Annotated in this window: 19 protein-coding genes; 18 read left to right on the top strand and 1 reads right to left on the bottom strand. The window is 39.2% G+C overall.

Annotation, left to right across the window (positions count from 1 at the left end; genetic code table 11):
• Nucleotides 1–74 precede the first annotated feature (74 nt).
• From NGR58_RS01675 to rpsP, 12 genes are all read left to right on the top strand, one after another.
• Entirely contained in the window at nt 75–275 is a 201-nt protein-coding gene (locus NGR58_RS01675; RefSeq protein ID WP_115471150.1) for a large ribosomal subunit protein bL28, read from the top strand.
• Between the two features lie 127 nt (nt 276–402).
• Complete coding sequence (locus NGR58_RS01680) at nt 403–765, top strand: Asp23/Gls24 family envelope stress response protein (protein WP_075269992.1); 363 nt, start codon at nt 403–405, stop codon at nt 763–765.
• Nucleotides 766–789: 24 nt separating this feature from the next.
• The gene (locus tag NGR58_RS01685; RefSeq protein WP_258087990.1) at nt 790–2,475 is read left to right on the top strand and encodes a DAK2 domain-containing protein; all 1,686 of its coding nucleotides are present in this window, start codon (nt 790–792) and stop codon (nt 2,473–2,475) included.
• Between the two features lie 119 nt (nt 2,476–2,594).
• Nucleotides 2,595–4,631 (top strand): ATP-dependent DNA helicase RecG, encoded by a 2,037-nt coding sequence (gene recG / locus NGR58_RS01690; RefSeq protein WP_258087991.1) that lies wholly within the window; start codon nt 2,595–2,597, stop codon nt 4,629–4,631.
• Between the two features lie 93 nt (nt 4,632–4,724).
• Complete coding sequence (gene plsX / locus NGR58_RS01695) at nt 4,725–5,759, top strand: phosphate acyltransferase PlsX (protein ID WP_258087992.1); 1,035 nt, start codon at nt 4,725–4,727, stop codon at nt 5,757–5,759.
• A gap of 66 nt (nt 5,760–5,825) precedes the next feature.
• On the top strand, nt 5,826–6,068 hold the full coding sequence (gene acpP, locus NGR58_RS01700; RefSeq protein ID WP_258087993.1) for an acyl carrier protein: 243 nt from the start codon (nt 5,826–5,828) through the stop codon (nt 6,066–6,068).
• Nucleotides 6,069–6,212: 144 nt separating this feature from the next.
• On the top strand, nt 6,213–6,911 hold the full coding sequence (rnc, locus tag NGR58_RS01705) for a ribonuclease III (RefSeq protein ID WP_258087994.1): 699 nt from the start codon (nt 6,213–6,215) through the stop codon (nt 6,909–6,911).
• Nucleotides 6,912–6,920: 9 nt separating this feature from the next.
• The gene (gene smc, locus NGR58_RS01710) at nt 6,921–10,475 is read left to right on the top strand and encodes a chromosome segregation protein SMC (protein WP_258087995.1); all 3,555 of its coding nucleotides are present in this window, start codon (nt 6,921–6,923) and stop codon (nt 10,473–10,475) included.
• A gap of 16 nt (nt 10,476–10,491) precedes the next feature.
• Complete coding sequence (gene ftsY / locus NGR58_RS01715) at nt 10,492–11,736, top strand: signal recognition particle-docking protein FtsY (protein WP_258087996.1); 1,245 nt, start codon at nt 10,492–10,494, stop codon at nt 11,734–11,736.
• Nucleotides 11,736–12,077, top strand: a complete 342-nt coding sequence (locus NGR58_RS01720) for a putative DNA-binding protein (RefSeq protein WP_258087997.1) — start codon at nt 11,736–11,738, stop codon at nt 12,075–12,077. The genes ftsY and NGR58_RS01720 overlap by 1 nt, the downstream gene beginning before the upstream one ends.
• Nucleotides 12,078–12,081: 4 nt before the next feature.
• A complete protein-coding gene (gene ffh, locus NGR58_RS01725) occupies nt 12,082–13,539 on the top strand; it encodes a signal recognition particle protein (protein WP_115471266.1) in 1,458 nt (485 codons plus the stop codon).
• A 91-nt stretch (nt 13,540–13,630) separates the two neighbouring features.
• A complete protein-coding gene (gene rpsP / locus NGR58_RS01730; protein WP_258087998.1) occupies nt 13,631–13,903 on the top strand; it encodes a 30S ribosomal protein S16 in 273 nt (90 codons plus the stop codon).
• Between the two features lie 105 nt (nt 13,904–14,008).
• Here rpsP and NGR58_RS01735 read toward each other — a convergent pair whose 3' ends face one another.
• Nucleotides 14,009–14,677 carry a histidine phosphatase family protein gene (locus NGR58_RS01735; protein ID WP_258087999.1) on the bottom strand — a complete coding sequence of 223 codons (669 nt, stop codon included), beginning with the start codon at nt 14,675–14,677 and terminating at the stop codon, nt 14,009–14,011.
• 126 nt (nt 14,678–14,803) lie between these two features.
• Between NGR58_RS01735 and rimM the strand changes: the two genes are divergently transcribed.
• The 6 genes from rimM to NGR58_RS01765 all read left to right on the top strand — a co-directional run bounded on the left by rimM (nt 14,804) and on the right by NGR58_RS01765 (nt 19,230).
• Nucleotides 14,804–15,310, top strand: a complete 507-nt coding sequence (gene rimM / locus NGR58_RS01740) for a ribosome maturation factor RimM (RefSeq protein WP_258088000.1) — start codon at nt 14,804–14,806, stop codon at nt 15,308–15,310.
• A gap of 1 nt (nt 15,311) precedes the next feature.
• Entirely contained in the window at nt 15,312–16,049 is a 738-nt protein-coding gene (trmD, locus tag NGR58_RS01745) for a tRNA (guanosine(37)-N1)-methyltransferase TrmD (protein WP_258088001.1), read from the top strand.
• A gap of 120 nt (nt 16,050–16,169) precedes the next feature.
• Nucleotides 16,170–16,526 (top strand): 50S ribosomal protein L19, encoded by a 357-nt coding sequence (rplS, locus tag NGR58_RS01750; protein ID WP_258088002.1) that lies wholly within the window; start codon nt 16,170–16,172, stop codon nt 16,524–16,526.
• Between the two features lie 84 nt (nt 16,527–16,610).
• Nucleotides 16,611–17,900: a dicarboxylate/amino acid:cation symporter gene (locus tag NGR58_RS01755; protein WP_258088003.1), complete on the top strand. Its 1,290-nt coding sequence runs from the start codon at nt 16,611–16,613 to the stop codon at nt 17,898–17,900.
• Between the two features lie 166 nt (nt 17,901–18,066).
• Nucleotides 18,067–19,020 (top strand): YitT family protein, encoded by a 954-nt coding sequence (locus tag NGR58_RS01760; RefSeq protein WP_258088039.1) that lies wholly within the window; start codon nt 18,067–18,069, stop codon nt 19,018–19,020.
• A gap of 24 nt (nt 19,021–19,044) precedes the next feature.
• Nucleotides 19,045–19,230: a 2-hydroxymuconate tautomerase gene (locus NGR58_RS01765; protein WP_075269976.1), complete on the top strand. Its 186-nt coding sequence runs from the start codon at nt 19,045–19,047 to the stop codon at nt 19,228–19,230.
• Nucleotides 19,231–19,321: the final 91 nt, after the last annotated feature.

The following is a 19,321-nucleotide window of genomic DNA, read 5'->3' on the forward strand; positions in this document are numbered from 1 at the left end:
TAAGGGTTTGGTATCATTATTCAAGTAAATAAAAGCACTGAATTTAAAAGAGCTTAAGATTGGAGGGTAAACATATGGCAGTTGATGTAGTCAATGGAAAGCGTACTCGTTTTAGTAAACAACGTTCACACGCCCTTAACTCAAGTAGTCGTAGCTGGAAGCCTAACTTGCAAAAAGTGACGGTTAAGATTAACGGTTCAGCACCTAAGAAGGTGTACCTATCAGCTCGTACTTTGAAGGCTGGTTTGAAGAACGGCTCAATTGAGCGTGTATAAGATGAAAAGCTGCCGTTTGGTAGCTTTTTTCTTTTATACGGCATAAAAATGATTGCGACGATTACTAGCCGGTACTAATGCCAAGCTTGTGGTAAAATAGTATTAGCTTTATATGGAGGTCATTCTAATGGCAGTAAAGATTCAAACAGCACAAGGTGCTATTGAAATTGAAAATGACGTCATTGCAACGATTGTAGGTGGGGCAACAACTGATAACTATGGTGTTGTTGGTATGGCCAGCCAAAATCCGTTGCGTGATGGTGTGAATCAGATATTGAACGGTGATAACTTCTCAAAGGGTGTTGTTGTTCGCCAACAAGATGGTGGTGTCACGGTAGATGTTCATATTATTGTTGGATATGGCATGAAAATTTCCGAAATTTCTAAGAGTGTACAATCACGTGTTAAAAATGATTTGAACGTTATGTTAGGCATTGTTGCTAGTGAGGTAAATGTGACGGTTCAAGGCGTACGTATGCTAGGGGATTAGCCTGGTTATAAGGAGTTAAATACTGTGGAAGTTGTAACGACAATTACCAACGATGAATTTGGTAAAATGATTAACGCAGCAGCGGATGCGTTAAAAAATAATGCGGAAAAAATAAATAAATTGAATGTTTTCCCCGTTCCTGACGGAGATACAGGAACAAATATGACTTTGTCGATGGCTAGTGGTGCCGAGTATGAACGTAATGAAAATGATACACATCTCGGTAAGTTAGCCCAAGCAACGGCAAAAGGGCTGCTAATGGGAGCGCGTGGAAACTCAGGGGTTATTTTGTCACAAATATTCCGTGGCTTTGCGGCTAAAATTGCTGATAAGCAAACTTTGTCAGCTCGTGATTTAGCGGATGCCTTGATGGGTGGTGCTGAAACAGCCTATAAAGCTGTCATGAAGCCAACTGAAGGAACTATTTTGACAGTTATTCGTGAGGCCGCTTCAGCTGCCAATAAGACAGCGAAAAAAACTGATAATGCTACCCAAGTCTTGGGAGATGCATTAGAGGCAGCTGAAAAAGCCCTTGCCTCAACGCCAGAATTACTGCCAGTTTTAAAAGAAGTTGGTGTTGTTGATTCTGGTGGTCAAGGATTGGTGATTGTTTTGAGTGCTTTTTACGCCGTGTTGTCTGGCCAAGAAGTCAAAACCGAGTTAGACAATGCTAATCTTGATGCAATGGTTCTTTCATTACATAACGCTGGTGTGCAAGGTGAGTTGAATCCAGAAGATATTCAGTATGGTTATTGTACTGAAATTATGGTGGATATTGCTAAGGGAACGACTTATAATCAGAAATTTGATTATGATACATTTTATAATCATCTTGCTGGCTTGGGTGACTCATTACTTGTTATTAACGATGATGATGTTGTCAAAGTTCACGTTCATACAGAGGACCCAGGTGATGTTATTAACTGGGGAACTCAGTTTGGTTCATTACGTAAAGTTAAAGTAGATAATATGCGTGATCAGCAAGCTGAAGCAGCTAGTGTTGCAGCCGAACAAAAGTCTCAAGCAGTTGATGAAGACAATGAAGATGGTCCTGAATTAGCAATTATTACAACTGCTGCAGGTGAAGGTATTAAAGAAATTTTCGCTTCTGCAGGGGCAACTGTCATTATTGACAGTAAACAAGCTCCTGCAACACAAGATTTGTTGCAGGCCATTAAAGATAGTCATGCAGCAAGTGCGATTATACTGCCAAATGATGGTAATATCTTTATGGCTGCTGAACAGGCTGTTTCTCTAGCCGATGTGCCTGTTAAAGTCGTGAAAACGAAGACGATCCAACAAGGATTGACAGCGCTCGTTCTAGGATATGATCAATTGAAGTCACTTGATGAGAATGAAGCAGCTATGTCTGCAATGATTACTGAAGTTAAATCTGGATCAGTGACAACTTCTGTTCGTGATACAACGATTAATGGGTTATCTATCCAAGCTGGGGATGCCATTGGTCTATTAGATGGCGAAATTGTTGTTGCAGTTCCTGACGCAAATGTTGATCAAGCTGCGGCAGAATTGTTGGCAAAAATGGTCGATGAAGATTCAGAAGTGGTTACGATTTACTATGGTCAAGATTCGACAATTAATGCAGCTGAAGCGCTACAGACTGCTGGTGAAGCACTAGATGATGAACTAGAATTTGAAATTCATGATGGTGGTCAACCACTATACCCAATTTTGCTATCAGTTGAATAGTAATCTAATGTGTTATTCAGTTTAAATGCACAATAAAAAATGTCAGAATTTATTTAAAAGGTCTTTGGTGCATAAGTTACTAAGGACCTTTTAGTCGTTTAGTCAGAAAGGGGGGGAATATGTCAAGCTTAATGGATAGTATTGCAGAATTGTCAGGTGTTGGTCCAAAACGTGAACAAGCTCTTAACAAATTGGGTGTATTTACAATTGATGATTTATTAACGTATTATCCAAGACGTTACAATGATTTAGCACAAAAATTACCTTCTGAAACGTTGGATGGCGAGAAAGTAACGTTTAAAGGCTTGGTCACGTCCCCGCCAGTTGTGAGTCGGATGGGTTTTAAAAAAACACGCTTAAACTTTAGACTAACAGTGTCCCATGACACGATTCAAATTTCTTTTTTTAACCAGCCTTGGTTAAAGAAAAATATTGTGATTGGGGAAGAGGTTGCAGTTTATGGCACGTACAGTAAGACGCATCAAAGTTTATCGGCTATTAAAATCATGCCTAAAAACAACGAAAATGAGTTAGAAGCTATTTATCCTTCTTCAAAGGAGATAAAGGCAGGTACGATTAAAGATTTGGTCTTTCAGGCTTTAGGCAAATATGGTGACTTACTGACGCAGGAGATTGTCCCAGCAGATATTCGACGCAGATACCGCCTAATGAATTATCACGATACCATTTTTGGTATGCATGCACCTGATGATGAACGTATGGCAGAAGAAGCACGTCGTACTGCATCATTTATGGAATTTTTTATTTTTCAAATGCGTTTGCAGGTTATCAAACAAATGGATCGACAAAACCAGGGACGTTCGGTGAATTTTGATAATCAACAGTTAAAGGCGTTTATTAAAACTTTACCCTTTGAATTAACGACTGCACAAAAAAAGGTCGTTAACGAAATTGTGCGTGATATGCGAAGACCTGTACATATGAATCGCTTGTTACAAGGTGATGTCGGGTCGGGAAAGACAGTTGTTGCTGCATTAGCGATGTACGCAACAATTACTGCTGGAATGCAGGCAACTTTAATGGCTCCAACTGAAATTTTGGCACAACAACATGCGCGCACAATAGGAAATTATTTTAATCCAAATGAAGTTCGTGTCGAAATATTAACAAGGGCGACTAAAGCAGCAGCCCGGCGACAAATATTATCAGATTTAGCGGCTGGCGATATTGATATTTTGATTGGCACACACGCGTTGATTCAACCAGATGTTGCGTTTCATAATCTTGGCCTAGCGGTTATTGATGAACAACATCGTTTTGGCGTGCAACAACGAGCAACCCTTCGAAAAGTGGGGGTCAACCCAGATATTTTGGCCATGACTGCGACACCGATTCCACGAACTCTAGCTATTACAGCATATGGTGAAATGGATGTGTCAATTATTGACCAATTACCCGCAGGTCGTAAACCAATTAAAACTTATTGGTTACGTCATAATAAATTCGAAAAAGCGATTCAGTTTGTTAAAGAGCAACTAGCAACAGGAGCCCAAGCTTATGTTGTGACACCCTTAATTGAGGAATCCGAAACGTTGGATGTTCAAAATGCACAGGCGGTTTATGAAGAACTGTCGGCCTACTTTTCCCCTAAGTTTAACGTTGGTTTATTACATGGTCGGTTATCGAATGAAGAAAAAGACAGTATTATGGCAGCGTTCAAAGCGAACCAATTTCAAGTCTTGGTGGCAACAACGGTGATTGAAGTTGGTGTTGATGTGTCAAATGCAACCATGATGTTGATTCTGGATGCTGATCGATTTGGCTTATCGCAACTACATCAATTACGTGGTCGAGTTGGGCGTGGCGAACGGCAAGCATATACTTTCTTAGTAAGTGACCCCAAAACTCAGTATGGCATTGATCGTATGGAAGCAATGGTCAAGACGACTGACGGGTTCGTCTTAGCTCAAAAGGACTTAGAATTACGTGGTGCAGGTGATGTTTTGGGAAATCGTCAATCAGGTGTACCAGAGTTTAGGGTCGGGGACCCCATTGCTGACTTGGCTATGATGAACGTCGCCCAGGAGGAAGCAATTGAAATTGTTTCACAGCCGGATTGGGATAAGTCGCCAGAGATGGCCGGGTTAGCTGAAATGTTATCAGAAACAATGGGTCGATATCGTAATTTTGATTAAAAATTACTTTATATTTTTACCAGGACGATAAAATGTGTTACATTTTATAGTATTGCAATTATAAAAAGAAATAAATCCGTGAGGGAGTCAATTATGTATAAAATTGCTGTTGATGCAATGGGTGGTGACAATGCACCTGAAGCGATCGTAGCTGGTATTGAACAAGCACGTGATAAAATGCCAGATACAGAATTTTTGCTATTTGGTCAATTAGATAAAGTAAAGCCATTAGTAAAAAATGAAGAACGTTTGACGTTAATACAATCTGATGAAATTGTAGAGATGGGTGAAGAACCAGTTAAAGCCATTCGTCGTAAAAAGCAAAGCTCTTTAGTTATGGCAGCACAAGCTGTTAAAGATGGAGAAGCAGAAGCAATCTTTTCGGCCGGAAATACTGGTGCATTATTAGCGGTTGGTATTTTTACGGTAGGTCGTATACGCGGTATTGATCGTCCAGCACTGTTGACTGTTTTGCCAGCACTTGATGGTCCACATGATGCCTTTGCTATGATGGACGTTGGTGCGAATGCTGAAAATCGCTCAACTCATTTATACCAATATGGTATTTTGGGCTCATTCTATGCGCAAGAGGTTCTAGGGTATGATAATCCGCGTGTTGGACTATTGAATAATGGTGCTGAAGAAGATAAGGGTGATCCAATTCATAAAGAAGCACATCAACTGTTAAAGCATGGTGCATCACAATCTTATTTGAATTTCGTAGGAAATGTTGAATCTCGTGACCTGCTACAAGGTCCAGCAGATGTTGTGGTTGCCGATGGATTTTCAGGTAATGCAGCTTTGAAGGCAACTGAAGGAACAGCCCTTGCGATGCTAAGATTGATTAAGCATACTATTCTAGATGGTAATGTCAAAACTAAATTAGCTGGATTAATGTTGAAACCAGCCATGAAAGATATTCAGTCACAGTTAGACTATTCGCAACATGGTGGGGCAGTTGTTATTGGTGTTAAAGCACCAGTTGTTAAAACTCATGGTTCGGCTGGACCTAGTGCAGTTGCCAACACCATGGGACAGATACATACTATGCTAGAAACTGACCTTGTTTCAAAGACAGAGGCATTTGTGGCAGAACATAAATCTGATTTGTCAAAATCGGCTGAGTAGATTAGACGTTACGCTAAAAATAAGATACGCTTAGGGTAAATGATTTAAGAATAGGAAGTAGTTATCATGGAACGACAGGAAATTTTAGATAAGGTAATCACATTAGTTGCTGATCATTTTGAATTAGATCCAGCCAGTATAACTGGTGAAACTAACTTAACAAAAGATATTGATGCAGACTCGATTGATTTTGTTGAATTGGTCTTAGAAATGGAAGACGAATTTGGTGCTGAGATTTCAGATGAAGATGCCGAAAAGTTAATTACAGTTAATAATACTGTCGATTACATTGCATCACGCGCTAAGTAAATTTGGTAATTGCCATGTCAAAATGGGCAATATCATACAAACTGAGGTAGAAGAAATTCTATCTCAGTTTTTTTACTAAAAAATAATATAGATAATTAATGTCTGGTATAATAGAAAGGTGTATATATAAAAGAAGGTAGGACTATGTTTAAACAATTACAAGCAGACTTAGCAAAAGAACACCACATTCATTTTAATAACTTAAAGTTGTTAGAAGAAGCGCTAACACAAGCAAACTATATCAATGAGCACCCGGGTTACACTGGGGGTGATTATCAACGTCTTGAGTTTTTAGGAGACGCTATTATGCAACAATCCACGGCGGTCTACTTATTTAAACGTTTTCCAAACTGGGATGAAGGTCGATTGACAGAGTTGAGGATTTCAATGGTCCAAACAAGGGCGTTCGCAGCTTTGTCACGTGAGTTGCATCTAGATCGTTATGTGCAATTAGGTCGTGGAGAGGAATTGTCTGGGGCTCGCAATCGAGATTCATTGTTAGAAGATTTATGGGAAGCATTCATCGGTGCTTTGTTCTTAGATCAAGGACAAGAAGTTGTTATGGACTTTTTGAAAGAAATTATGTTTGTCAAAATAGATGAAGGTTTCTATGATCAATTTGTAGATTATAAATCTAAATTACAAGAGTTTTTGCAACGACATGGAACAGTTAAAATTTCTTATGAAAAGCTTGACGAGCGAGCTATCTCTAATAATGAACAAGTCTTTACGATACAAGTATCCGTTGATGGTAAACCATTAGCAACTGGTGAAGGTAAATCTACCAAGGATGCCGAAAAAGCGGCTGCCCGAAAAGCTTACCAAACTTTAATGAACAACTAGGACTATGAAATGAAATTAAAAACTTTGGAAATAACTGGTTTTAAGTCGTTTGCTGAACGAACTAAAATTGAATTTATGCCAGGTATTACCGGGGTTGTCGGCCCCAATGGATCAGGAAAATCAAATATTATTGAAGCAATTCGCTGGGTAATGGGCGAGCAGTCTGCTAAAGGATTGCGCGGTGATAAAATGGCCGATGTTATTTTTGGTGGTACGTCAGAAAGGGCGCCTTTAAATCGTGCTGAAGTTGCGATAACTTTTGATAACACTGACCATTATTTAAATTCAGATTATTCAGAAATCACAATCACACGAACGTTATACCGCAATGGTGATTCAAATTATCAAATCAATGGGGTGCCGGTAAGGCTGAAGGACGTTCATGAACTGTTTATGGATTCAGGGCTAGGCCGTGAAAGCTTTTCTATTATTTCGCAAGGGCGTGTTGAAAGTATTTTTAGTGCGAAACCAGTTGAACGACGCAGTATTATTGAAGATGTTGCAGGTGTTTATAAATATAAGCAAAATAAAGATAAAGCAGAAAAGGAACTAGGCGATGTCCATGATAATTTAACGCGTATTACGGATATTTTGTATGAATTACAAGGACGCGTTGAACCATTGGCGGAAGAATCAGCAAAAGCGCAGGATTATCTAACAACCAAAGCCTCTTATGATCAGTTGGATCAATCGCGAATTGTGCTCGAATTACTTGATTGGTATCAAGAAAAAGATGAGTTAACGACAAAATTAACAACGGCTCAAGATGAATATGATACACAACAGACGGTTGTGAATACTAAGAAAACAGAGCTGGAAAAATTTAGGCAAGAACAAACTGCGTTAAATGCAAAGCAACAAAAATTGCAAGAAGTCTTGTTAGAAAGTATCAAGCAAGTTGAACAATTGACTGGTGAACAAAACTTGCAGTCAGAACGACTTAAAAATCGAACTGAAACAACGACTGACTTAAACAATCGTTTAAAAGTAGCAACTGAGCGGTTAACCTCACTTGAGGAAACATACCAAACATGTTTACAAGAGTTAACGGATCAGCAGGCTGAATATACGTATTATCAACAAGCAATTCAGCAGGCAACTGACAGTCATCCGCGAACTAAATTATCAAAGATCAATGCTATTATCGAGCAAGTTCGCCATGATTTAGTTGCCATTATGCAAGATTTGACGAGTGCTAAAAATGAGCAAAATTATTTAGCTCAAGAAAATCAACGTAGTGATGCAGAATCGTTACGACTACGACAACGTCAAGCGAAAATCGATCAACGGTTAGCTGAGGCGAATCGTTTGGTTGAAGAGCGAAATCAGCATGTTGATCAAACAGAGAAAACATTAACTGAAGTTCAGAGGTCATTTGAAGAGCTGAAGAAAAAAGGCCAAGAATTGGAGCAACAACGTAATACTGAGCGACAAGCTTGGTTTACCAAGATGGAGCAAGAACAACGATTAAGTACACGGTTGCAATCATTACAACACTTATCAGAAAATTATGACGGTTATTATCAAGGCGTTAAGAACTTAATGAAGGCGCAACAACAATTTGAAGGTATTCAAGATGTTATTGCGAACTTGATTTCAGTGGATGATCAACACCGAGTTGCTATTGAAACAGCATTAGGTTCGGCATTGCAACATGTTGTTGTTCAAAATGAACAGGCTGGAAAGTCGGCCATTCAATATTTGTCTAAACATCGTTTAGGACGGGTTACTTTTTTGCCACAAACGACAATTAAAGCACGTCAGTTACCTGATTATCAGATAGCAAAGGTGCAGAATATTGCTGGATTCGTCGGGATTGCATCAGAGCTAGTAACAACAGCAGCAGACTATCAAAATATCATTGCGAACCTATTAGGAACCACAGTGGTTGTTACTGATATGTCAGCAGCTATTCCGATGGCTAAGCAATTAAAACATCGTGTCCGTTTAGTTACTTTGGATGGACAGATCATGAACGCTGGTGGATCCATGACAGGAGGCGCCACGCGTCAGCATGGGAATGGTCTACTTTCGCAAAAAAACGAGATCGATCAATTAACGCAACAAGAGTCTGAATTGCATCAGGCTACGCTGGCACTGGAACAGCGAGTTAAACAAATTGACCAGCAGCTTAAGGAAGTTACAGAAGCGTTCAATCAACAGCAGGCGCGGGTGTTATCAGCTAATGAAGAATGGCAAAATGATAAGGCTAATTTACAATTAGCACAATCAACGCTCAAACAAGTCAAAAAGGAGCAGGCTGCGTTACAATATGACTATCAGTTAGCTGCTGATTCTCAGCACGAGAAAGCATCTGTTGATCAGAACGAAGAGTCGATTGCAGAGTTGTCTGCGCAACAACAAAAATTGCAACAGAATTTGGATGACTATTTGCGGCAGCGGTCGGACCTAGAATCTGAGATTGCACAAGCAGATCAGCAAATCAGTGACTTCAAATCAGCTTTTGCTAAAGCTGAGGCAACGTTATCTTCATTGACTACTCGAAAAAAAGACTTACTTGAGCAGAAAAATGCTGAACAAGATCAGGTTAAAGCCATTCAACAGCAAATTACTGATTTGACACAGGATAAGAATGATGTTCAAAAACGTTTGGCACAACAACTAAAAGATATGCAACAGCAGAAAATGACTGCTGAACAGGATTTGGCAACGCTAAAATTTAAATTACAACAAGTGCAGGAGCAACATGATACAACAAACAGTGAATTAAGTATTATCCAAGATACAGTTAGTGAAATGCTAACGAATATTTCGCAATATAATGGTCGTTTGGGTGAACTACGATCATCTATTAATACTAATGAACAGTTGTTAGAAACAACTTATGACACGTCATTTGAGTTTGCAAAATCTGAGATGTTAAATCTTGATATTGCGACAATTAGGACAAAGTTAAAATTGCTAAAACAAGGCTTGGACGAAATTGGGCATGTCAATTTGAATGCTATTGATGAGTATGCAACGGTTAAGGAACGTTATGATTTTCTGACGCAACAAAAACAAGACCTAATTGCGGCTAAAGATAATTTACAAGAGACAATGTCTGAGATGGATACGGAAGTTATTACACGATTCCAATCGACATTTGATGCGATTGCAGAGCAGTTTGCTAAAATTTTTGTTAAGATGTTTGGTGGTGGGCAAGCGTCATTGGTCCTAACAGACCCAGAACATTTATTAACCACTGGTATTGATATTAAAGCGCAACCACCTGGCAAAAAGTTTCAACAAATGAGCTTGTTATCGGGTGGTGAAAAAGCGCTAACCGCAATTAGTTTACTATTTGCAATTCTTGCGGTGAGACCAGTGCCTTTTGCAATTCTTGATGAAACTGAAGCTGCGTTAGACGAGGCGAATGTGGATAGATTTGCACGTTATCTTCATGAAGTAAACCATCGCACACAGTTTATTGTCATCACCCATCGAAAAGGAACGATGACGGAAGCCGATGTGCTTTACGGTGTAACAATGCAAGAGCCAGGAGTCTCAACCATGGTTTCAGTTAATTTGACTGATCTGGATGAAACACTGGTAGAAAACTAGGGGGATATGAATAATCATGGGATTATTTGATTTTTTTAAAAAGAAGCCAGTCAAGCAAGTTGAAGTTGAAATCTTATACCCAAGTAATTGGGAAAATGGCATGCCACCAGTAAAAGTTGTCGCTGTTGAAATATTACAACCAACACCTGGTGAAGCAATTGACATCGAGTTACCCAAGGCCGATACTACAGAAACAGAAACAGAAACAGAAACAGAAACAGAAACAGAAACAGAAACAGAAACAGAAACAGAAACAGAAACAGAAACAGAAACAGAAACAGAAACAGAAACAGAAACAGAAACAGAAGTAGAAACAGAGGATGCTAGTGAAAAACTAGATACTGGTCTGAAAAAGACTAAGAAGACTTGGTCTGAACGTTGGAATGCCTTTATGGCTAATTTCCGTTCAGTCGATGAGGACTTCTTTGACGACTTGGAAGAAACACTGATTGGTGCTGATGTTGGTGCCCAAACAGCATTACAATTAACAGATGAATTGCGCGATGAAGTTAAATTGCAAAACGCTAAAAGTAAGCAAGAAATTTCTGAGGTAATTATTGACAAGCTGGTTGATCTATATCGTAGCCAGGGGGTTAATGAAGATGCCTCAATGCACTTTGCACCTGAAGGACCAACCGTGATTTTGTTGGTCGGTGTTAATGGTGTCGGTAAGACGACTACGATCGGGAAACTATCTGCTTATTATAAGCGGGCAGGTAAAAAAGTTGTTTTGGCGGCTGCCGATACATTTAGAGCTGGTGCCACTGAACAATTAGTCGCATGGGGTGATCGTAACGATATTCCTGTTGTGACTGGTTCAGCTAAGGCCGATCCAGCATCCGTTGTTTTTGATGGTGTTAAAACGGCTATTGATACTCAGGCAGATATATTATTTGTTGATACAGCTGGTCGCTTACAGAATAATGTTAATTTGATGCAAGAATTATCAAAGATGAAGCGTATTATTACGCGTGAATTACCAAATGAACCACAGGAAGTATTATTGACTCTAGATGCAACGACTGGTCAAAATGCCGTACAACAAGCAAAATTATTTAAGGATTCAACTGATGTGACGGGAATCGTGTTAACAAAGTTGGATGGAACAGCCAAGGGTGGGATTGTTCTACCAATTCGAAATGAGTTGCACTTACCAGTTAAATGGGTTGGATTAGGTGAAAAGGTTACGGATATTCAACCATTTGAAGCAAACGATTTTGCCAAGAGTCTATTCGGTAGTTTGCTAACGGAGTCAAAATAATGGAACTAGAAAAAAGTATGCGGCTTAATATGTTGTTCGACTTCTATCAGCCCTTACTGACAGTGAAGCAAAATGATTATTTGCAACTATATTATGCGGATGATTATTCTCTGGGTGAAATTGCTGAAGAATATCAAGTTTCTAGGCAAGCAGTTTATGATAATATTAAGAGAAGTACCCAGTTGTTAGAGAATTATGAAGGTAGATTACATTTGTATGATGACTATCAAAATAGACAACAAGCAGCTGATCACTTGAATGACTATATTCAACAAAACTATCCTGATGACAAAGCATTGATTCGCTTAGCATCAAAATTATTGACATTAGAAGAGGAGTAAAGTAATGGCCTTTGAAGGTTTAACAGATCGACTACAGAAAGCCTTGAGTGGCTTACGTCGTAAAGGAAAAGTTACAGACGCAGACTTACGCGAGACGATGCGTGAAATCCGGCTAGCATTATTGGAAGCCGATGTTAACTTTAAAGTTGTTAAGGACTTTGTACGCAGTGTTCGTGAAAAAGCAGCGGGTGCCAAAGTCTTAGACGGACTTAACCCAGCTCAACAAATTGTCTCAATTGTTAATGATGAGTTGACGGCAATGATGGGTGAGTCAGCCGTAGAACTTAATAAGTCGCCTAAGATACCAACAGTGATTATGATGGTTGGGTTACAAGGTGCTGGTAAAACGACGACGGCTGGTAAGTTAGCACTGAAGTTAAAAAATGAACAAAATGCACGACCATTGATGATTGCAGCCGACGTTTACCGTCCAGCCGCCATTGATCAATTAAAGTCATTAGGTGAGCAAATTGATGTGCCTGTATTTGACATGGGTACGGATGTTAATCCACGTGATATCGTTAAAGCAGGGATGGAAAAAGCGGCTGAGTTAAAGTCGGATTATGTTTTCATTGATGCGGCTGGTCGTTTACAAATTGACGAAGAGCTGATGCAAGAGTTGGCTGATGTTAAGGATATCGCGCAGCCTGATGAAATCATGTTGGTTGTCGATGCGATGACTGGTCAGAACGCGGTAGAGACCGCTGAAGGATTTAATAATCGCCTTGATATTACTGGTGTTGTTTTGACGAAGTTGGATGGTGACACCCGTGGTGGAGCTGCCTTATCAATTCGTGCAGTGACTGGCAAGCCAATTAAGTTTGTTGGTCAAGGAGAAAAAATGACCGATTTGGATATCTTCTATCCAGACCGGATGGCTAGTCGAATTCTTGGTATGGGTGACTTACTGACTTTGATTGAAAAGGCCCAAAAAGATTACGACGAGAAACAAGCTAACGAAACAATGGAAAAAATGAAATCAAATACGTTTGATTTCAATGATTTCATTGATCAGATGGACCAATTGCAAAATATGGGATCAATGGAAGATATTATGAAAATGATTCCGGGTATGGCAAATAATCCAGCTTTGAAGAATGCAAAAATTGATCCGAAAGATATGGCACATATTCGTGCAATTGTGATGTCAATGACACCTGAAGAACGTGAAAATCCAGATGTTTTGAATCCATCGCGTAAGCGCCGTTTAGCAGCAGGAGCAGGTCGGCCAGTGGTCGAAGTCAATCGTATGGTTAAACAATTTAATCAGATGAAGAAGATGATGAGCGGTGTGATGAATGGTAACATGGCTGGTATGGAACAAATGATGAACGCCATGGGCGGTGGTGCTAATGGTGCTGGCTTCCCAGGAGCTGGTGGCGGTATGAAAGGTAAGATGGCCGACATTGCAATGAAACAAATGGCGCGAAAAATTCGTAAGAACAAGAAAAAACGTCGTTAATTTTAAAGTGTAAAGGAAAATCACTTTACAGCATTTGCTAAGTCTGTTATAGTTATAAATGTAGAAAACAATTGGAGGAATTATTTAAAATATGGCAGTTAAAATTCGCTTGAAGCGCATGGGTTCAAAGAAGCACCCTGTATACCGTATCGTTGTTGCTGACTCACGTTCACCACGTGATGGTCGCTTTATCGAAACAGTAGGTACTTACAACCCACTTATCCAACCATCAGAAGTTAAATTAGACGAAGAATTAATTTTGTCATGGTTGAACAATGGTGCACAACCATCAGATACTGTTAAGAATTTGCTATCAAATGCAGGCATTATGGCAAAGTACCATGATGCAAAGTATTCAAAATAATTTGATACATCAAAAAAGGAATCCATTTTTGGATTCCTTTTTTTGTGGATTTTTAATTATTAATATGGTCTAATTAGGCATCTTAAAGTCTTTTGTTTTGTGTACTTACCAGATAGTTTGTAAGTCATTAAAGACGCGCAATGTTAAATGATCGCCAGTCAGTTGCCAAAGACTTACTGCGCCATTATCTGGCTCTGCATGTTCACCATCAAGTTTTGCAAAGTGTTGCCCTAATGTACTCAATAGTCTGCCGTGTGAAACTAAAAGTACGTTGGCATTTTCAGTACTTTCGGCAGCAATCTGTTTAAAGCCACTCATCAGTCGTTGCCAAAATACCGCAGCTGTTTCGGCATCCCCGGTCGGGTCGGCCTCATGAATGGCATTTATGATTTCGAATGGGCCAAGTTGACGAGTTAACTGGTCAAATGTTGTTGTCACAGGTAAGGCACGTTTTTTGGCAATCAATTGCGCCGCAATAGTGTTAGAAATACCATCAAAATAACCAAAAAATTGTTCTCTTAATTCGGGTAAAGATTGTAATAATGAGGCATCAGTATGGTTGTTTTGGTCTAAAACCATTTGAGCTGTTGACACCGCACGTTCCAAATCAGAAGAATAGGCACGATCGAATACAATGTCCTGTAGGCGCTCACCAGCGGCTCGACCATCTTGAATGCCTTTTTCGGTAAGCGGGGCATTAGTCCAGCCTTGGATACGTTTATATTTATTGATGTACGTTTCACCGTGCCTGACGATATAAAGATTGATACTCATTGATTGCTCTCCTTAGGGTGCAGTTGTTAGTTAGATTTTATCAAATAATTCTCAGGATTTCCTATTCAGTTAGTTTTCTTTTACTGGTATACTACAATTAATATGACTAATGAAAAGGAAGACAACATGGCACTTTATAAAGTAGGTAAAATTGTTAATACGCACGGTATTCGTGGTGAAGTACGCATTGTGCCAACGACAGATTTTCCTGCAGATCGCTTTAAAAAGAACCAAAGTTTGGTTATTCAATCACAACAAGGTAATGTAACAGTACAAATTGCGACAGCACGTCAGCATAAACAATTTATGTTAGTTAGTTTTGTCGATATGGAAAATATTAATGATGTTGAGCAATACAAAGAGTGCGAGGTTTTTGTGACTGACGAATTGCAACAAGGCTTGCCTGATAATGAATATTATTATCATGAAATTATTGGCTTGAATGTTATTGATAACGCAACAAATGAAACCCTTGGTCAGGTAAGTGAAATCATGCCATTACCAGCAAATGATGTCTGGGTTGTTCGTGCACAGGGTGAAGAAGACTTATTCTTGCCATTTATTGCGGATGTTGTTACCGACATTGATTTAGATGCTGGTACTGCAAAAGTAAATATGTTAGAGGAAATTTAAAATGCGAATTGATGTATTAAGCCTATTCCCAAATATGTTTGCGCCAATGCGAGAATCTATTATTGGTAAAACAGTTGAACGGGGCTTGGTTGATTTTAATGTGACTGATTTTAGAGATTATACAGAAAATAAACACAACAAGGTTGATGATGAAATTTATGGTGGTGGGCAAGGCATGCTTTTAATGCCACAGCCATTATTTGATGCGATGGATGCCGTGGAAAAGGAAGCTGGCAGTCGTGGCCGAGTTATTTTGATGGATCCAGCGGGTAAGACTTTCAATCAAGCCATTGCCGAAGAACTAGCCCAAGAAGATCATCTAACTATTATCGCGGGTCATTATGAAGGTTACGATGAACGTATCCGGACGTTAGTTGATGATGAAATTTCCTTGGGAGACTTTGTGTTAACTGGTGGTGAACTAGGTGCGATGACAGTGGTTGACGCCACGGTACGTCTATTAGATGAGGCGCTTGGAGATGAACGCTCTGCTGTTGATGAATCATTTTCAACTGGTTTACTTGAATATCCACAATATACACGGCCAGCTGATTTTAGAGGCTTGAAAGTGCCCGATGTGCTACTATCTGGTCACCATGCTAATATTGCAAAATGGAAGCATAAAGAGGCGTTACGTCGCACCTATCAGCGGCGTCCAGATTTACTAGCCGATTATGAATTAACGACGGATGATCAAAAACTATTAAAAGAAATTAAACAAGAAGAACAAATCAATTAGTCATTGCTTGTTAACAGATTATTAATGTGGTATTATTTTATTCAGTGCTTATAGCACAAAATAAAACCCGATAATCCGCTGGCCGAGTGGTGCAATGATTGTCGAAGAGGAGATTTAATTATGCGTCAAAACGCTTTGTTAGAAAAGTTGGTTGCTGACCAATTACGTACAGATATCCCAGAGTTCCGTGCCGGAGATTCAGTTCGTGTTCACGCACGTATCGTTGAAGGTTCACGCGAACGTATCCAAATCTTTGAAGGTGTTGTTATCAAGCGTAAGGGTACTGGTATCCAAGCTACTTACACTGTTCGTAAGATTTCAAGTGGTGTTGGTGTGGAACGTACATTCCCATTGCACTCACCACGTGTTGACAAAATTGAAGTAGTTCGTCATGGACGTGTACGTCGTGCCAAGTTGTATTACTTGCGTGCATTGCACGGAAAGGCTGCTCGTATTCCAGAAGCACGCCGCAACTAATAAGGGTAAACTATTAGTAAAAAGCCAACCTCTGTGGGTTGGCTTTTTTTGCAGATAAAATGATATGGTAGAGGGGTTAAGTTTTTGAGTGTTGATAGAAAGACTAAGAGAGAAAAACGTAGTATTGGTTTAGGGTGGCAAATCGTTATTGGTTTAATTGTTGGTGTCATTTTGGGAGTTATCTTTTTTAAGAACAAGACGGCTATTACGGCAATGCAAAATATAGGAACAATGTTTATTGGTCTTATTCAAATGATTGTGTTGCCAATTGTGGTATCTAGTTTAACGGTTGGTATTGCCAAGATGGGTGATATTCGTAAATTAGGTCGTGTTGGATTGAAGACGTTGCTCTATTTTGAGATATTATCAACGATTGCGATTGTATTAGGTATGTTAGCAGGAAATGTCTTTGAACCAGGTGCCAATGTCAATGTGCACAACTTGCAAGCAACTAATATTAGTAATTACTTGTCAACCGCAAAATCTGCTAGTGATGGTGGCGTTTGGGCAACGATAATGGATATCGTACCAACTAACTTCTTTGCATCATTATCAGAAAACAAAATGTTACAGGTTATTTTGTTTTCAGTATTTTTTGGTCTAGGAACTGCAGCAATTGGTAATAAGGGGCAAATTATTATTGACTTTTTTGATGCAGTGGCAGAAGTCATGTTTAAAGTGACAAATTGGGTCATGCAGTTAGCACCTATTGGTGTTGGGGCTTTAATTGGAGCCACAGTTGCTCAGATGGGACTAAAGTCATTGGGGTCACTAGGATATTTTATATTCGTTTCTTACCTGACGATGATTTTCTTTATGATTGTTATTCTAGGCATTGTTTTGAAAATTTATAACGTGGATGTATTTACCTTATTCAAGGTGCTACGTGATGAAATCATTTTAGCCTTTACAACCGCATCTTCAGAAGCAACATTACCAAGAATTGTGTCGAAGATGGAAAAGTTTGGGGTCAGTCAAGGAATTGTTTCCTTTGTTGTTCCAACAGGTTATACATTTAATCTTGATGGTTCCGCTATATATCAAGCAATTGGTGCGCTATTTATGGCACAAGCCTATAATATTCATTTATCGTTAGCACAACAGTTGACCTTACTAGTTGTTCTAATGATTACTTCAAAAGGGATGGCCGGTGTGCCGGGGGCATCGTTCGTGGTACTTTTGGCTACGGTATCATCAATCGGTGTACCGCCTTCAGGATTAGCCTTTATTGCTGGTGTTGATCGTTTGGTTGACATGGGACGTACGGCAGTTAATGTTGTTGGAAATTCAACGGCATCAATTGTCATTGGTAAGTCTGAAAAGGACTTTGATGAAGAAAAAAATGTTAAGTATTTAGCAAGCTTTAATGATTAACTAAATAGCAACAGCTAGCTATAGCCAAATCGGTTATAGCTAGCTGTTGTTTTGTTTATAAGTTAAAAAACTGCGACAAATGGGCTTTGTGTATGGAATAATGCCTTTTTTTGTGTGATAATGGATAAATGATTTTTGTTTAAGATAGGAGGCAGATGTTGTGACAATGGTACGTGTACGTGAGTATGGTATGAAGACGATTGTATTTGTTTTAGCAGCCGTTTTAGTGGCCATCTCAATGAATAGTTTTTTCATCCCAAACAACATCTTTTCAGGTGGTTTCAATGGTGTGGCACAACTAATTAGTTTATTTTTTGATTCAGTAGTTGGGATACATATTGAAGTTGGGGCAATTATTATGGGTTCAAATATCCCACTAGCGATTGCTGGTTGGATATTTGCTGGACGAAAGTTTACGATTTTATCATTTTTGAATAATTTTGCTGCTTCGTTTATGCAAATTGTATTGCCCAAAAGCTCTTTGGTGACTCAAGAACCAATTTTGGCAGGTTTGTTTGGTGGGTTGTTATTAGGTATCTCAATTGGGTTAACATTTAAAATGGGCTTTTCTACTGGTGGTATGGATATTGTCGCCATGATTGTTCAAAAGACAACTGGAAAGTCAATTGGCTCGATTAATATGTTTATTAATGGTTTCATTGTCATCGTTGCTGGTGCCTTTATTGGTTGGCAAAATGCGATGTATACGATCATTGGTATCTATGCCACATCTGTTGCTGTGGATGCTATTCATACACGCCATCAAAAGTTAACAGCGTTTATCGTTACCAGCCATCCGGATGAGGTCATCAAAGCCTTACAGGAAGCATTGGTGCGTGGTATTACGGTTATGCCTTCGCGTGGTGCATTTACGCAAGAGCCTAATACTACATTGATGATGGTTCTATCACGTTATGAGCTGACAGAAATGCAAAATTTGATTAAATCTGTGGATGTCGATGCATTTGTGAACATTGTTAGTACTGTGGAAGTTTCTAATAACTTCTGGAATGAAGACTTACAATCGCAAATTAGACGTGAACGCACGGTTGCTAAGGCACAGATTACGGATGCGTTGAATCTCAGTGAAGAAGCTGATAAAATTGATGTAGACAAATAAGAAAGATAATGAGGGACGTATATAATGCCATTAGTTCATATTGATTTGGTTGCAGGACGTAGTGATGAGCAGTTAAAAGCGATGATGACGGATGTAACAACCGCTCTTGAGAAACACATTGGTGTGCCTCGTGAAAATGTTAAAGTAGTTGTTAATGAGATGCAACCCGATCGTTTCATGGATGGCGGCGTTTTGCGTTCTGAGAAATAATTTCGTACAATGGAAGATGAAGCACGTTATGTGTTTCATCTTTTTTTTGTCATGAGGGGCATAATCAATTATTGGTTATTGAAAAATAAAA

Origin of the sequence: Weissella fangxianensis, from assembly GCF_024718545.1 — a bacterium.
Taxonomy (GTDB): Bacteria; Bacillota; Bacilli; order Lactobacillales; family Lactobacillaceae; genus Weissella; species Weissella fangxianensis.

What these genes read in the sequence shown, in the direction of transcription:
- recG (WP_258087991.1), top strand. Translation starts at nt 2,595, where the DNA reads ATGTCAAGCTTAATGGATAGTATTGCAGAATTGTCAGGTGTTGGTCCA.
- NGR58_RS01680 (WP_075269992.1), top strand. Translation starts at nt 403, where the DNA reads ATGGCAGTAAAGATTCAAACAGCACAAGGTGCTATTGAAATTGAAAAT.
- ftsY (WP_258087996.1), top strand. Translation starts at nt 10,492, where the DNA reads ATGGGATTATTTGATTTTTTTAAAAAGAAGCCAGTCAAGCAAGTTGAA.
- rimM (WP_258088000.1), top strand. Translation starts at nt 14,804, where the DNA reads ATGGCACTTTATAAAGTAGGTAAAATTGTTAATACGCACGGTATTCGT.
- trmD (WP_258088001.1), top strand. Translation starts at nt 15,312, where the DNA reads ATGCGAATTGATGTATTAAGCCTATTCCCAAATATGTTTGCGCCAATG.
- NGR58_RS01765 (WP_075269976.1), top strand. Translation starts at nt 19,045, where the DNA reads ATGCCATTAGTTCATATTGATTTGGTTGCAGGACGTAGTGATGAGCAG.
- smc (WP_258087995.1), top strand. Translation starts at nt 6,921, where the DNA reads ATGAAATTAAAAACTTTGGAAATAACTGGTTTTAAGTCGTTTGCTGAA.
- NGR58_RS01735 (WP_258087999.1), bottom strand. Translation starts at nt 14,677, where the DNA reads ATGAGTATCAATCTTTATATCGTCAGGCACGGTGAAACGTACATCAAT.
- acpP (WP_258087993.1), top strand. Translation starts at nt 5,826, where the DNA reads ATGGAACGACAGGAAATTTTAGATAAGGTAATCACATTAGTTGCTGAT.
- ffh (WP_115471266.1), top strand. Translation starts at nt 12,082, where the DNA reads ATGGCCTTTGAAGGTTTAACAGATCGACTACAGAAAGCCTTGAGTGGC.
- NGR58_RS01760 (WP_258088039.1), top strand. Translation starts at nt 18,067, where the DNA reads ATGGTACGTGTACGTGAGTATGGTATGAAGACGATTGTATTTGTTTTA.
- NGR58_RS01720 (WP_258087997.1), top strand. Translation starts at nt 11,736, where the DNA reads ATGGAACTAGAAAAAAGTATGCGGCTTAATATGTTGTTCGACTTCTAT.
- rpsP (WP_258087998.1), top strand. Translation starts at nt 13,631, where the DNA reads ATGGCAGTTAAAATTCGCTTGAAGCGCATGGGTTCAAAGAAGCACCCT.
- plsX (WP_258087992.1), top strand. Translation starts at nt 4,725, where the DNA reads ATGTATAAAATTGCTGTTGATGCAATGGGTGGTGACAATGCACCTGAA.
- NGR58_RS01675 (WP_115471150.1), top strand. Translation starts at nt 75, where the DNA reads ATGGCAGTTGATGTAGTCAATGGAAAGCGTACTCGTTTTAGTAAACAA.
- rnc (WP_258087994.1), top strand. Translation starts at nt 6,213, where the DNA reads ATGTTTAAACAATTACAAGCAGACTTAGCAAAAGAACACCACATTCAT.
- rplS (WP_258088002.1), top strand. Translation starts at nt 16,170, where the DNA reads ATGCGTCAAAACGCTTTGTTAGAAAAGTTGGTTGCTGACCAATTACGT.